Annotated in this window: 12 protein-coding genes; 2 read left to right on the top strand and 10 right to left on the bottom strand. The window is 63.1% G+C overall.

The window, feature by feature from the left end:
- Positions 1-6: 6 nt before the first annotated feature.
- Genes GOX53_RS06885 through GOX53_RS06860 form a run of 6 tightly spaced genes read right to left on the bottom strand, consistent with a single transcriptional unit; the run spans position 7 to position 5,936 of the window.
- Entirely contained in the window at positions 7-393 is a 387-nt protein-coding gene (locus tag GOX53_RS06885; RefSeq protein WP_171174699.1) for a Na+/H+ antiporter subunit G, read from the bottom strand.
- A gap of 7 nt (positions 394-400) precedes the next feature.
- Entirely contained in the window at positions 401-670 is a 270-nt protein-coding gene (locus GOX53_RS06880; protein WP_171174697.1) for a K+/H+ antiporter subunit F, read from the bottom strand.
- Positions 667-1,164: a Na+/H+ antiporter subunit E gene (locus tag GOX53_RS06875; RefSeq protein WP_171174695.1), complete on the bottom strand. Its 498-nt coding sequence runs from the start codon at positions 1,162-1,164 to the stop codon at positions 667-669. Before GOX53_RS06875 ends, GOX53_RS06880 begins: the two co-directional genes overlap by 4 nt.
- Positions 1,161-2,711, bottom strand: coding sequence for a monovalent cation/H+ antiporter subunit D (locus GOX53_RS06870; protein WP_171174692.1), 1,551 nt, complete (start codon positions 2,709-2,711; stop codon positions 1,161-1,163). The genes GOX53_RS06875 and GOX53_RS06870 overlap by 4 nt, the downstream gene beginning before the upstream one ends.
- Positions 2,708-3,058: a Na+/H+ antiporter subunit C gene (locus GOX53_RS06865; protein WP_171174690.1), complete on the bottom strand. Its 351-nt coding sequence runs from the start codon at positions 3,056-3,058 to the stop codon at positions 2,708-2,710. The genes GOX53_RS06870 and GOX53_RS06865 overlap by 4 nt, the downstream gene beginning before the upstream one ends.
- 1 nt (position 3,059) lies before the next feature.
- Positions 3,060-5,936, bottom strand: a complete 2,877-nt coding sequence (locus GOX53_RS06860) for a monovalent cation/H+ antiporter subunit A (RefSeq protein ID WP_171174688.1) — start codon at positions 5,934-5,936, stop codon at positions 3,060-3,062.
- Positions 5,937-6,171: 235 nt separating this feature from the next.
- On the opposite strand from GOX53_RS06860, the gene GOX53_RS06855 reads away from it, so the two are divergent.
- Both GOX53_RS06855 and GOX53_RS06850 read left to right on the top strand, forming a co-directional pair.
- Complete coding sequence (locus GOX53_RS06855; protein WP_171174687.1) at positions 6,172-6,654, top strand: rhodanese-like domain-containing protein; 483 nt, start codon at positions 6,172-6,174, stop codon at positions 6,652-6,654.
- Positions 6,651-7,472 carry a PHB depolymerase family esterase gene (locus GOX53_RS06850; protein WP_171174685.1) on the top strand — a complete coding sequence of 274 codons (822 nt, stop codon included), beginning with the start codon at positions 6,651-6,653 and terminating at the stop codon, positions 7,470-7,472. The genes GOX53_RS06855 and GOX53_RS06850 overlap by 4 nt, the downstream gene beginning before the upstream one ends.
- Here the strand turns inward: GOX53_RS06850 and mdoH are convergent, their stop codons facing one another.
- From mdoH to GOX53_RS06830, 4 genes are read right to left on the bottom strand one after another with little or no spacing between them, the layout of a single operon-like run.
- The gene (gene mdoH / locus GOX53_RS06845) at positions 7,473-9,344 is read right to left on the bottom strand and encodes a glucans biosynthesis glucosyltransferase MdoH (protein WP_171174683.1); all 1,872 of its coding nucleotides are present in this window, start codon (positions 9,342-9,344) and stop codon (positions 7,473-7,475) included. It lies immediately after the preceding gene.
- Positions 9,341-10,843, bottom strand: coding sequence for a glucan biosynthesis protein (locus GOX53_RS06840; RefSeq protein WP_171174682.1), 1,503 nt, complete (start codon positions 10,841-10,843; stop codon positions 9,341-9,343). Before GOX53_RS06840 ends, mdoH begins: the two co-directional genes overlap by 4 nt.
- The gene (locus tag GOX53_RS06835) at positions 10,840-12,057 is read right to left on the bottom strand and encodes an OpgC family protein (RefSeq protein WP_171174680.1); all 1,218 of its coding nucleotides are present in this window, start codon (positions 12,055-12,057) and stop codon (positions 10,840-10,842) included. Before GOX53_RS06835 ends, GOX53_RS06840 begins: the two co-directional genes overlap by 4 nt.
- 26 nt (positions 12,058-12,083) lie before the next feature.
- On the bottom strand, positions 12,084-13,454 hold the full coding sequence (locus tag GOX53_RS06830) for a tetratricopeptide repeat protein (RefSeq protein ID WP_171174679.1): 1,371 nt from the start codon (positions 13,452-13,454) through the stop codon (positions 12,084-12,086).
- Between the last annotated feature and the right edge of the window lie 174 nt (positions 13,455-13,628).

The following is a 13,628-nucleotide window of genomic DNA, read 5'->3' as shown; positions in this document are numbered from 1 at the left end:
GGGGCCTCAGGTTGCAGAGTGGTCCGGTACGTCTTCGTCCTGCTCGACGGCGTGGGTGGCCCACAGCTCATCCTCGCCCGCATCCGGCAGGTTTTCGGGCTTCTCATGGCGATGAATGTGCCATTTTGCAATGAACAGCGCCGTGATCGGAGCGGTGAGGAACAGAAACAGGGTGATCAGCAACTCATGCAGCGACACGTGCTGCTCAAGCAGGATCGAGTGGAAGATCGACGCCAGCAGCACCCCGCCCACGCCCAGCGTCGTCGCCTTGGTCGGTGCGTGCAGGCGCGACATCGGGTCCTTGAGCTTGATCATCCCGAAGGACCCGACAAAGCCGAAGATGCCGGAAACGATCAGGAAGAAGGCGATCAGGAGTTCGAACAGATACTGCATGGCTGCCTCACTCGATAATGTTGCCGCGCAGCATGAAGCGCGCATAGGCGACGGTTGAGACAAAGCCCAGCATGGCAATGATCATCGCGGATTCGAAAAAGATCTCGGTGCCGAGGTTCAGCCCGTAGAGGATCAGGAGTGCGATTGTGTTGATCACCATCGTATCCAGCGCCAGGACGCGGGTTCCCACGCCCTCGGCGGTGATGATCCGCCACAGACACATCATGATCGCCGCGCCGAAACAGGCGAAGGTGAAGTAGAGCGCATAGGTGATCATTCGAAAATCTCCTTCAGGCGGCGTTCGTAGCGGGATTTGATCTGGTCGCGCACGGCGTCCGGATCGGGTGCGTCAAGGCAGTGAACCAGCAGGTTGTGGCCTTGGGCCGACAGGTCACAGCTGACCGTGCCCGGGGTCATGGTGATGGTTCCGGCCAGAACCGTGATCGCCTCGGGCGTGCGCAGTTCGAGCGGTACGCAGATCCAGTTCGGTTCGCGATCCTCGTCCCGCTTGAACAGGATGATCCGCGCAACCGTGATGTTCGCCATGATGATGTCCCAGAGCACGACGAGAATGTATTCGACCACCATCGGCCAGTTGTGCAGCTTGGGCCGGTCCGGCCAGTAGGGTTGGGTGATGAACGGGATCACGATCCCAAGCAGCAGGCCGAACAACAGCGAATTGAGCGAGGGTTCATTTGCCAAAAGCTGCCAGACCAGCGTGAGCAGCACGGTCAGATGCGGGTGGGGGAAGATGCGACGCAGAAGTTTCATTCCTTCTCCCCTTTCAGAACGGCCGTGATGTAATCCTGCGGCGCGAAGAGCTGCGCGGCAATCCCTCCGGTGTATTTCGTGGCTGGCCCGGCAAAGATCGTCAGCGCGGCAAGCCCGGCCACCAGTACGAAGACCGAAGCGAATGCCAGGCCGGGATAGGGTTCGGGCGCGGCAGGAGCGGGTGCCTCCTCAGGTTCTTCGTCTACCACCTCAGCTTGCACATAGGCGGGATCGTGACTTTTCCAGAAAATCAGCGAACCCGCACGGGCAAGGCCCACGATGGTGACGAAGGAGCCTCCGAGGATCACGGCCCAGATCGTGGCATAGTTCTCGACATGCCGCGCGGCATCCATGACCAGCAGCTTGCCGACGAAACCCGAAAGCGGCGGCATTCCCGCCATGGCAATGGCACTGACAAAGAAGATCGAGGCGATCAACCCGGTTTGCGCCATCGGGCTTTGCGGTATGATCGCGCCGCCGCGACGCTCCATCACCATGTCTGCGATCAGGAACAGTAGGGCGGCGGCAAAGGTCGAGTGCGCGGTGTAATAGAGCGCTGCGGCCGTCGCGTCTGGCGTGAACAGCGACACGGCGATCAGCAGAGTACCCATCGAGGCGATGGCCCCGAACGCTGCCAGCCGACCGATCTGCCGCGCGCCCAGAATGCCGATGGCACCCACGGCCAGTGTCAGCATCGCCGCAGGCAGCAGCCAGTCACCGACCAGCCCTTCGGTCGCGTCAACATTGGGGCCAAAGATCAGCGTATAGACCCGCAGGATCGAATAGGCCCCCACCTTGGTCATGATGGCAAACAGCGCAGCGACCGGCAAAGGCGCGTTTGCATAGCTGGCGGGCAGCCAGAAATGCAGCGGCAAAACGGCGGCCTTGATGGCAAAGACCAGCAGCAGCAGCACCGCGCCCACACGCAGCAGGGCTGTGTCCTCGGGCGGGATCTCGGCCACGCGCACCGCCAGATCGGCCATGTTCAGCGTACCGGTCACCGCGTAAAGCGTGCCGAGTGCGAACAGGAACAAGGTCGAGCCCAGCAGATTGAAGGTCACGTATTGCACGCCCGCCTTCAGCCGCACCGCGCCGCCCCCATGGGTCATCAACCCGTATGAGGCGATCAGCAGCACTTCGAAAAAGACGAACAGGTTGAAGGCGTCGCCGGTCAGAAAGGCACCGGTCACCCCCATCAATTGGAACTGAAACAGCGCATGGAAATGCTGCCCCCTTGTGTCCCAGCCCGATCCAATGGCGTAGAGAACCACCGGCAGGGCCAGCATCGCTGTCAACCCCACCATCAGCGCCGACAGCCGGTCGAGCACCAGCACAATGCCGAAGGGCGCAGGCCAGTTGCCCAGCTCATAGGTTTGAATCTCACCGGTCGAGGCCTGCGCCAGCAGGGTGGCGGCAATCGCCAGCAGGCCAACGCTGCCCGCCACCGAAAAGACCCGCTGCAGGTCCAGATGGTGACGCAGCACCATGATGATGAAGGGTGCAAGGATCGCGGGCAGGACAATCGGAGCAATGATCCAGTGGTTCATTCGTCTTCTCCTGCCTCTTCCGCCAGCGGCAGGTCGATGTGATCGGTCTTCGAGGACAGATACGCGCTGAGCGCGATCATCACGATCACCGCTGTCATTCCGAACGAGATCACGATGGCGGTCAGCACCAGCGCCTGAGGCAGCGGATCGGTATAAGCGACCTCCTTGTATTTGTTCAGCACCGGCGGGGCGTTCAGCGCCAGCCGCCCGGTGGCAAACAAGAAGGCGTTCACCGCATAGGTCAGCAGGGACAGGCCGAGGATGACCGGAAAGGTCCGGCGGCGCAGGATCAGAAAGATGCCCGCAGCGGTCAACACGCCCACGGCGGATGCAAACAGCGCTTCCATGTCAGGCCTCCTCCCTTTCTTGCTCGCCTTCCGGTTCAGGAGGGTCGTCCCGCTGCGGGTTGATATCCATGGCGTGTTCCTGCACCATTCCCGGCTGCCAGGCAAAGCGTGACAGGCTGTCGAGGGCCAGCATCACCGCCCCCAGAACCGCCAGAAATACCCCTGTGTCGAACAGGATCGCGGTGGCCCATTCGAACTCTTCCAGCGGCGGCCAGTGAATGTAGCCGAAATCGCTGGTCAGGAAGGGGCGCTCGTTGAACCACGCGCCCACACCGGTGGCCGCCGCGATCAGGACGCCCCAGCCAATGCTGCCGTGATAGTAGAAACGCTGCCGCTCGATGGCCCAGGTGTAACCGCTTGCCATGTATTGCATCAGATAGGCGATGGCGACGACCAGACCAGCAATGAACCCGCCGCCCGGTTGGTTGTGACCGCGGAAAAAGATATAGGCGCCGACCATCAGCGCGATGGGCATCATCACGCGGGTCGCCACAACCATCATCAGCGGATGTGCGTCACCCGATTGCGGCCAGTGCGGCTTGCGGTTCAGCAGATAGGCGCGCACTTTGGTGCCCAGAACGCTCTCGGTCAAGGCAAAGATCACCAGCGCAGCGATACCCAGCACGATGATCTCGCCAAAGGTGTCAAAGCCCCGGAAATCCACCAGGATCACGTTCACCACATTGGTGCCGCCGCCGCCCTTGTAGGAATTGGCCAGATGGAAGTCCGAGATCGTCGGCAGGGCGAAGTCGCGCAGCATGAGCGCATAGATCAGGCCGCCGGCGCCCAACCCGGCAAAGACCGAGATCACCGCATCGCGGACCTTGCGCGCATTGGTGCTGTCCACCGGCGTCACTGTCGGCATGAAGTTCAGCGACAGCAGCAGCAGGATCATCGTCACCACCTCGACCGAGATCTGGGTCAGCGCCAGGTCCGGGGCCGAGAGGTAGTTGAACGCCATCGACACGATCAGACCCACGACTCCGATCAGCACCAGCGACAGCAGGCGGTTGCGGTGGAAATACATGATTGCCACTGTCGCGCCGACCAGGCAAATCCAGCCGATGATCGGAATGATCGTGGCGGGCAGTGGCACGCGTGTCGGCACGCTGATGGTGCCCGTGGAATAGGCGTAGTAGCCCAGCCCAACCGTGAAGGCGACCATGATCGCGGCATAGCGGCTGATGACGCCATTGTGCAGCGTGTCCGAGAGTGTCCGGCTGGCCCATGTTGCAGCGCCGATGACGGCATCAAAGATCACCTTGGCCTCGGGCCTTGGTGCGGCGTTCCACAGGCGTTCAGCATGGCGGTGCAACGCCAGCAGGATCAGACCGCCGATGGTGGCGGCAATGGACATGTAGAGCGCGGGCGTGAACCCGTGCCAGAGCTTGAGCGAGTAATAGGGCAGCTTGTCTCCACCGATCACGGCGGTCGAGGCGATGGCCACCAGCGGCCCGACGATGGCTTTGGAAAAGAAGCCAATGGCAACCACCAGAACCACCAGAAACGCAGGCGCCAGCCACATGCCGACACCGGGATCATGCGGATGCGCCGGATAGTCGTCGCGTTTGGGGCCCAGGAACACATGCGCAATGTAGCGGAACGAATAGGCCGCCGAGAACAACGCCCCGATCAACGCCAACCCCGGCACCAGCAAGTGCGAGTGGTTCCAGACCGTGTGCACGGTCTCTTCCAGCATCATCTCCTTGCTGAGGAAGCCGTTGAGCGGTGGCAGACCGGCCATGGACAGGGCGGCGATCAGGGCGATGGTGAAGGTCACCGGCATCAGGTGGCGCAGACCGCCCAGACGTTTGATGTCGCGGGTATGCGCCTCGTGATCGACGATACCGGCGGTCATGAAGAGCGCCGCCTTGAAGGTGGCGTGGTTGATGATGTGAAACACGGCGGCCACGGCGGCGATCTTGGTGCCAAAGCCCAAGAGCATGGTGATCAGACCCAGATGGCTGACCGTCGAGAACGCAAGCAGCGCCTTGAGGTCGTCCTTGAAAAGCGCAATCGCGGCGCCGATTACCATGGTGACCAGACCGGTGGTCGCGACGATGTAGAACCATTCCGGCGTACCCGCCAGCACCGGCCACATCCGTGCCATCAGGAACAGGCCCGCCTTTACCATCGTGGCCGAGTGCAGATAGGCCGAAACCGGTGTCGGCGCCGCCATCGCGTGCGGCAGCCAGAAATGGAACGGGAACTGTGCCGATTTGGTGAAACAGCCCAGCAGGATCAGGATCAGTGCAGGCAGGTAGAACGGCGAGGCCTGGATCAGTTCCTTGTTTTGCAGGATCACGCTCAGATCATAAGACCCGACGATGTTGCCCAAAATCAGCATGCCCCCGATCATCGCCAGCCCGCCCGAGCCGGTCACTGCCAACGCCATGCGCGCGCCCTGCCGCCCTGCGGGCAGGTGCTTCCAATAGCCGATCAGCAGAAAGGAACTGAGCGAGGTCAGCTCCCAGAAAATCAGCAAAAGCAGGATGTTGTCGCTGAGCACGATCCCCACCATCGCGCCCTGAAACAGCAGCAGATAAGTGTAAAACTGTCCCATCGGGTCCTCGCGCGAGAGGTAAAATCGCGCATAGAGGATAATCAGTAACCCGATCCCGAGGATCAGCGAGGCAAAGAGCAACCCCAGCCCGTCCAGCATGAAGTTGGTGTTCAGCCCGAGCAGCGGGATCCAGTCGAACCGGGCGGTGACAAGCTCTCCGCGCATCACGGCGGGTGCGTTGATCAGCAACCCCACCAGCGCCAGAAAGCTTGTCAGCCCGGCGGCCGAGGCGGCCGCGTTGCGCCCCGCACGGATCAGGAGGGCGGGAAAAACAGCTCCGAGAAAGGGAAGGGCCGCGATGAGAAATAGGGACACCAGCAGGACTCCGGGTTTGACGGGCAAATGATGTAATCTCAGTAAAGATATTTTCCGGGCTGTCCAGCTATTGCAAGTTTGCATTGATTTCCTAGGGCATAAGACTGCGACGTTATGGCCGGGCGAACACGTCCCGCCGCTGACGCGAACTTGATCACCTTGGGCTTTCGACAGGGCGGCGCGCCGGTTCCGTTTGTGCTAAGCCGGTGTTGAGCCATTTGGATGAGGTGCGCGAATGAGTGTCAGTCAGGCCGTTTCCCGATCTCCGACGCGCCGCTGGGTTCTGCTGGGCGCGGCGGCGGTTGCCGGGACATGGGCGGTGCGCGAATACCGCCTGACGCCTCCGGATTACGCGGGTGGCAAGCTGAGCGTTTCTAACGCGCACCGGAGTGCCGTGGCCGGAGAGGTCGTGCTGATCGACATCCGTACGCCGCGCGAATGGCGGGCCTCCGGGATCGGCGAGGGTGCGCATCCCATCGACATGCGGCGCGCGGATTTCGTGCAGGCGTTGACGGCGGTGGTGGGCCCCGACCGAAGCCAACCCATCGCGCTGATCTGCGCGCGCGGCGTGCGCTCGGCCCGGTTGAGCCTGCACCTGACCGAGGCGGGCTTTACCAATATCATCGACGTGCCCGAAGGCATGCTCGGCTCGCGCGCCGGGCCGGGCTGGGTGCGGGTCGGGCTGCCGTTGCATGATTACGAAGGAGACGCGGGATGATCCGGGCGCTGTGGCTGGCCGCAGGGCTGGGGTTGGCGGGTCAGGTGGCACAGGCGGGCTGCGCCGATGCGCCCGAGCCGTGCGAGATCGAAACCGGTATCTACCATATCGAACTGCCGCAGGCGGAAAACCCGCCGCTGGTGGTGTTCCTGCACGGCTATGGCAGCAGCGGCGCCAATGTCATGAAGAACCGGGGCATGGTCGACCGCCTGCTGGCGCGCGGTTATGCGGTGATGGCACCTGCCGGGGCCGAGCGTGTCGGGCGGCGCGGGCGCAGTTGGAATTTCTATCCCGGCTGGGAGGGCCGGGATGAAACCGCGTTCCTCACCGCCGTTGTTGCCGATGCCGCCAGCCGGTTCGGCGTCGATGATGACCGCGTGGTGCTGAGCGGCTTCTCTGCCGGCGGGTTCATGGTGAACTATTTGGCCTGCGATGCGCCGGACACCTTCTCGGCCTATGCGCCGGTTTCGGGCGGATTCTGGCGCCCCCATCCCGTAAGCTGCGAGGGGCCGGTCCGCATGTTCCACACCCATGGCTGGACCGACAATGTGGTGCCCCTGGAAGGGCGTCAGTTGGGTGGCGGGCGCTTCATTCAGGGCGATATCTTTGCCGGGCTGGAGATCTGGCGCGCTGCCAATGAATGCCTCGACAACCGCCCCGATGGATTCTCGAAGACCGACCAGTTCATGCGCCGCAAATGGACCCGCTGTGCCGAGGGCAGTGCGCTGGAGTTCGCGCTGTTTCCCGGTGGACATATGGTGCCCAAAGGCTGGGCCGACATGATGCTGGATTGGTATGAGGGGCTGCCGGGGGGCTGATCACTCCGCCGGGGTGAACTTGCCCTTACCTTCGAGCAATGCCCGCAACTCGCTGCGATAGGCCCGTGCCGAACGGGTGATCGCTGGTTCGCTGAAATCCTCGCGCATCCCCAGCAGCCGCCGGGCCGAGCCCGCAGACACCCCGCTGAGCGCAGAAAGCGGCACCGCCAGCGCCAGGCTGATCGCGATGGGCGCAAGCCAAATCGAGACCAGCCCCGCAAAGATACCCGCGCTCAACGCCAGCCCGCTCACCGTTTCTAGCGCGTGGCAGAGCAGCAGCGTACCCAGACCATACCGCCCGCCGTCGCGTGTCTGCGGCGACCAGCCTTTTTGCAGGCCCAAAGCGGTGCGGAACACGGCGATCATCTGCTGCACCATCAGGATCGGGGCGTAGAGGATCGACAGGATCACCTCGGACAGGAACGACAGCGCAAAACGCCAGCCGCCACCAAAATCCGCATAGCGCGCGCCGCTCAGGGGCAGGGCGGCAATGCCCAGCAGTTTCGGCGCCAGTAGCATCGCGTACATCACCAGAATGATCAGCACGTGACGGCCTTCGGTCATCTCCGGCCATTGCGGGAACAGCGGATTGTCGGGGCTGAAATAATGCAGGACGGAGGCATCCTTGCCCTGACCGATCAGTGCCCACATCACCAGCAGCGCAAACCAGAGCGGCGACAACAGATACCCCACCGCGCCATGGAACATGTGAAAACGCGAGATCGGGCGGAACCCGCGCGAGCCCAGCAGTTTCAGGTGCTGCAGATTGCCCTGACACCAGCGCCGGTCACGCAGCACGTGGTCGATCAGGGTGGGGGGCGTTTCTTCATACGAGCCCCGGATGCGCGGCAGGAACCGCACGCTCCACCCGGCGCGGCGCAGCAAGCCCGCCTCGACGAAATCGTGGCTCATGATCAGCCGTTCTTGCCCATTCAGCGCGCGCAGCCGGGGCAGACCGGCGCAATTGGCGAAGGCGGCGGTACGGATAATGGCGTTGTGGCCCCAGTAGTTGCCCTCCTGCCCGCACCAGCGCGCGAGACCCTCGGCGAAGGACACGCCATAGACGCCATTTGCGAATTGCTGCATCCGGGCAAAGACCGACTGGGCGCCGATCAGTTGCGGATAGCTCTGGATCAGTCCCGCGCCGGGATCGCGCGACAGCGCATCGGTCAGCCGGGCGATGGCGCGGCCGGTCATCAGACTGTCGGCATCCAGTACCAGCATCGCGTCCCAGGCACTGCCCCAGCGGCTGACCCAATCGGCGATATTGCCCACCTTGCGGTCGGTATTCTGTTCCCGGCGGCGGTAATACAGCTCCAGCCCCGGCGCCAGCGTGGTGCGCAGCGCCTCGACACTGGCCTGTTCCTGCGCCGCTATTGCGTCATCACGGGTATCGGACAGGATGAACATCGCATAGTGGTGCTGCCCGCCGCGCGCGCGCAGCTCTTCCAGCATCGAGCGGGCATTGCCCAGCACGTACCACGGCACCTCGTTGTGAACCGGCATCAGCAGCGCCACTTGCAGCGGTTGCGACCGTGTCTTGCGCTCGGGCCGGGCCTGACGGGATAGAGAGATCATGCCCAGCAGCACGGTGCTGACGGTGAAGGTGATCCAGAAGAAGTTGAACGAGATCAGGGTCAGCAGCACGCCCTCGATGACGCTGATCCCCTCGTCCGAGAACCAGTCCTGCATGATCCAGACCAGCGCTAATGTGGCCGCCATCGCGGGCGAAAAGACCAGCACCCGCCACCATGCCACCATGCGCGGCGCCTCGCGCGCGGGCGCGTCCGCGTCCCGGAACCCGGCGCGGAAATCCTGCGCGGGCATCCGCAGCGGCGCCTCGGGCGGCATGATATGCAGCTCGTGGCTCATGCGATCCACCGGTAGAGCCAGACTTCGGAAGCGGGCTGTTTGCCCTTGCGCAGTTGCGCCCGCAGCTCCACGTGATCGCGCTCGCCCGGCTCAAAAGAAAAGGCCAGCCGCAACCCGCCGGTATCGGGGTTGCGCTGCAGCACGCCTTTCGAGACCTCGACATGCGGAGACTGCACGAAGATATCCAGCGTGTCGGGGTCGTCAAACATGTCGCTGGCCTCAAAATCCACAACCACCAGACGGCCCGAGCCAAAGGTCTTGTCGCCCATCGCGGTGTTGATCACCCTGGGCATGGCCGTGCGCTGGGGTTCCTCGCCCCATGTCAGGCGGTAGGACAGGTCCACCTGTTCATCCGCCGCATAGGCCTGTGCAGGCCGCCAGTAGGCGACGATATTGTCATATATCTCCTGATCCGCCGGGATCTCAACCAGCCGTACCGTGCCCTTGCCCCAGTCGCCCTTGGGCTCGACCCAGAGACCCGGGCGTTTATGATAAAGCGCTTCGAGATCAGCGAAATCGGAAAACTCGCGCGTCCGCTGCATCAGGCCGAACCCGCGCGGGTTCATGTCGACGAAGGACGACACCTGCAATGTCTTCGGGTTTGCAAGCGGCCGCCACAGCACCTCACCCGCGCCGTTGCGGATCATCAGGCCGTCGCTGTCATGCACAGCGGGGCGGAAATCGTCGAACCGGGTGCGGTTGGTCTGATCGTAGAGGAACATAGAGGTCAGCGGTCCGATGCCCACATGGTCCAGTTCCTCGCGCGGGAACAGCGTCGCCTCGACCTCCATCACGCAGTCAGCGCCCGGGGTGATGTCGAACCGATAGGCACCGGTCACGCTGGGGCTGTCCATCAGGGCATGCACGATCATGTTGCGCTGGCCGGGGGCGGGGCGCTCCAGCCAGAAGCGGATGAAGTCGGGGAATTCTTCGCCATCCGGATCGCCGGTTTTAAGCGCCAGCCCGCGTGCCGAGAGGCCATAGACCTCGTGCAGACCAATGGCGCGGAAATAGCTTGCCCCCTGAAAGACGCAGAACTCATCCGTCAGGCCGGGCCGGTGCATCTCGGTGCGCAGGCGCAGGCCGGAAAAGCCCAGCGTGTCGTCCACCGGCAGGGTCGGGACCTCGTCCGATTTTGTGAACATCGACAGATCGAAGCTCACAGGTGTGGCCATGCCGTTTTCGACGGAGAATACTTTAACCGCGCGCGGGAAGTACAGGCCCGGCGTAAAGAAATCCACATTGTAGGGCGTTTCGGCCCCGTACCACAGGGCCTTATCCAGCTTGAACCGGATCGAGCGGTATTGCTCATAGCTCAGATCGCGCCACTCCTGCGGCACCTGCGCACGCGCGGTATAAGGACGGCTGGCCAGATCGCGGGCTTCGGCAATGACCGCGTCGTGGTCAAACGGCGTGCCTGAGCCGGTGGCAAAGGCGGCACCGGGGGTCAGCGCCAGCGCCGATGTCGAGGCCAGAAATGTGCGGCGGGTCAGTTTCATTTCTTGGACTTCCACGGGTGTGCTTTGAACCAGGCGGCCAGATAGGCCACGCCGATGATCATGGCAAAGCCGATCAGGTTTGCGGCCAGAACACTGGCAGGATTCCGCCCGGCCTCATCCAGCCCCACGCCGATCAGCCGCGCCGCGGCCATCGAAAAGACGAAGACTGCCAGCGACTGCTGTCCGACCTTGGTGATGACCGCCAGCAACCGCTGCCAGATCTGTGCGCCGATCCCGTGACCGGTGGCCACCAAGCGCGAGCCCCGCTCGCCCGCCACCACCCAGCCCAGATAGGCCAGCGCCAGGAAATGCATGTAGCGCAGCAGCCCGAACTCGGTCTTGGAGCGGAATTCCTTGGTCAGTGGCCAGACCTTGCGGATCTCTTCGGCCAGATCGGCGTTCCAGGCCTCAACCCACAGGAACACTTTCCACGACCCGAAGGGCGCCGACAGCACCAGAAACAGGGCGCTGGCCCAGATCAGTACCTTGGACACCGGCGGGGCCGGCAGCCAGCCGCGCATGAAGGCGAAGCCGGTGAAGAACAGCAATTGCCAGCCGAACGGGTTGAAGAACCACTGCCGGTCCGACCAAGGCTCGGCGGGCAGGGCCAGCGCACCGGTTTGCGCCACCACCCAGATTGCGATCGAGGTCAGTGCAACCGCCCAGAACCCGATCTGCGACAGCCCCATGAACAGAGGCATCATCGCCAGCACCACCAGATACATCGGCAGGATGTCAAAGTAGTTGGGCACGTAGGTGAGGGTGAACATCCCCACCAACTGCGGCATCGGATTGTTAAAGAAATGCTGCAGGTTCAGGGACGAGATATAATCCTTCTCGAACAGACCTGAGAGGTCCAGCGCCGCCATCGACATGGCGACGAAGAAAAACAGACCGATATGGGCCCAATAGACCTGCCAGATGCGAAAGGCGACGCGCGCCGTGCCCATCCACCAGCCCCGGCGCATGAAGGCACCGCCAAAGGCGATGGCCGATGCCATGCCCGAGCAGAACACAAAGATCTCGGTCGCGTCCGAGAACCCGAACCGCGCCGGAATCCACCGTGCCCAGGGATCGTTCGGAATATGGGCGATCAGGATAATGAACATCGCGATGCCGCGATAGAAATCCAGCCGCGGGTCGCGCGTGCGGGCAGGGGCCGCGGTCATGTTCGCGGCCGGGGCAAAATCAGTGGCGGGCGAAACGGTCGCCATGCGTTTTCTGTCCTTCTTGGTCTTTATTATTCGGCGGGTACGCTTTGCGCGTCATCCTCGCCGCGCGCCGTCGTGATCAGTTCACGACGCGCGAGGGCGTAATTGTCCTCGCCACCGGCCCGCTTGGCGCGGCGGTCGTCCAGAATGCGCTCGACGGCGTCCAGGCGACCCGCGCGCAGGCCCGAGTCGATGGTAATGCGCTCGAACACATCGCGCTGGGCATGGCTGCCGCCCGCCAGTTGCATCGACCCGCGCGCCGCGAGCAGATGGTCAAAGGCCTGCCCGTAGAGTCCATCGCCAAAGGCTTCGAGCCCCAGCGCCGCCTCGACCCCGGGATCGGCCATGCGGCGGGTGGTGTCGTCGTTGGCAAGCTTGGCGTCGCGGTGAATGCGTTGCAACATCTTGGCGGTGGCGTCCTCGCGATTGTCGCCGGTCAGCGCCAGCAGATAGTGCAGATCGGCAAAAATCAGGCAGCCATCCTCGGTGCGCGCGGCACTCAGGTCGGCCATCTCTTCCCAGCGGTTGCCGACATCGACGCCCTCAAGCTCGAGCCGCATCAGCAGCGAAGTGCCGTTCGAGATGTCGCGATAGTCGTCAGTCTTGTCCTTACGGACCTCTGCGTCATAAAGTTCGAGCACCTGATCGATCTGACCGAGGTCCAGATGCATAAGCGCCTTGTGCCACCACACATGGTAGCGGAAGTTGTTGCAATGGGCCCAGGCCGCTTCCCGGCCCGCCAGCCATTCCAAACCTTGGGCGGCATTGCCGGTCATGTCGTGAACATGCGCCACCGCATGCAGGCCCCAGGCATCGTCCGAGACCATCCACAGCGCCTGACGGCCCGCGATCTCGGCCTTTTCGTAAGCGCCGGTTTCCTCAAGCGCGAAGGCGTGGCAGCCCAGCAGATAACCGCGACCGGCGTGATCGGGGGCATAAGCCGGCATCACCCGCTCGATCGAGCGGCGCATGCCGTCGGGATCGCCCAGCACGAACCGGGTGGCGTGGCTGAGTTTCATCGCCAGCGTGTCCTCGGGGTGCTCGCGCAGCACGGCCTCGAAATTCTGTACCGATTGCGTGGGGTTGCCCGCCAGCCAGAGGCGCAGCGCGTCCACATAATGACGCTCACGGGGAGATATCGGATGCGCCTTCATCGCGGCTTCCGCAGTGGCCAGCGCCTCGGCCGCGACCGGCAAAAGCTCCCGGCGGCCCAGCAACACGGTGAACAGCCCCTTGACCGCGTGACCCAGCGCGAACCCCGGCTCAAGCTCCAGAACCTTGGCCAGATGCTGGGGGGTGATCGCGGCATGGGCCATGAACCCCAGCAGAACGCCGTCCCACGCCTCGGCACTGTCCGCGCGGGTCAAGCTGTTCATCTGTCCGAAAATGTCTTGTTTCATGCCAGGGTCCAATCCGATTTCGTTTTGTGGCTACCATTGCAATAGCAAACTGTATTGGTGCGCCGTATCAGTATCGACGTCGCTCGCGAATTGGTGAAAACCCGTGTGCGAAGAATCTGAGAAATCCCGCCGATTCAAGGGCATGTTTCAGCGATTTGCCGCGCATGACCCCGG

Origin of the sequence: Ruegeria sp. HKCCD8929 (genome assembly GCF_013031405.1) — a bacterium.
Classification (GTDB): Bacteria; Pseudomonadota; Alphaproteobacteria; order Rhodobacterales; family Rhodobacteraceae; genus Ruegeria.
The sequence above is the reverse complement of the archived record's forward strand: the minus strand, read 5'-3'. Positions and strand labels throughout refer to the sequence as shown.

What these genes read in the sequence shown, in the direction of transcription:
- GOX53_RS06885 (WP_171174699.1), bottom strand. Translation starts at nt 393, where the DNA reads ATGCAGTATCTGTTCGAACTCCTGATCGCCTTCTTCCTGATCGTTTCC.
- GOX53_RS06880 (WP_171174697.1), bottom strand. Translation starts at nt 670, where the DNA reads ATGATCACCTATGCGCTCTACTTCACCTTCGCCTGTTTCGGCGCGGCG.
- GOX53_RS06875 (WP_171174695.1), bottom strand. Translation starts at nt 1,164, where the DNA reads ATGAAACTTCTGCGTCGCATCTTCCCCCACCCGCATCTGACCGTGCTG.
- GOX53_RS06870 (WP_171174692.1), bottom strand. Translation starts at nt 2,711, where the DNA reads ATGAACCACTGGATCATTGCTCCGATTGTCCTGCCCGCGATCCTTGCA.
- GOX53_RS06865 (WP_171174690.1), bottom strand. Translation starts at nt 3,058, where the DNA reads ATGGAAGCGCTGTTTGCATCCGCCGTGGGCGTGTTGACCGCTGCGGGC.
- GOX53_RS06855 (WP_171174687.1), top strand. Translation starts at nt 6,172, where the DNA reads ATGAGTGTCAGTCAGGCCGTTTCCCGATCTCCGACGCGCCGCTGGGTT.
- GOX53_RS06850 (WP_171174685.1), top strand. Translation starts at nt 6,651, where the DNA reads ATGATCCGGGCGCTGTGGCTGGCCGCAGGGCTGGGGTTGGCGGGTCAG.
- mdoH (WP_171174683.1), bottom strand. Translation starts at nt 9,344, where the DNA reads ATGAGCCACGAGCTGCATATCATGCCGCCCGAGGCGCCGCTGCGGATG.
- GOX53_RS06840 (WP_171174682.1), bottom strand. Translation starts at nt 10,843, where the DNA reads ATGAAACTGACCCGCCGCACATTTCTGGCCTCGACATCGGCGCTGGCG.
- GOX53_RS06835 (WP_171174680.1), bottom strand. Translation starts at nt 12,057, where the DNA reads ATGGCGACCGTTTCGCCCGCCACTGATTTTGCCCCGGCCGCGAACATG.
- GOX53_RS06830 (WP_171174679.1), bottom strand. Translation starts at nt 13,454, where the DNA reads ATGAAACAAGACATTTTCGGACAGATGAACAGCTTGACCCGCGCGGAC.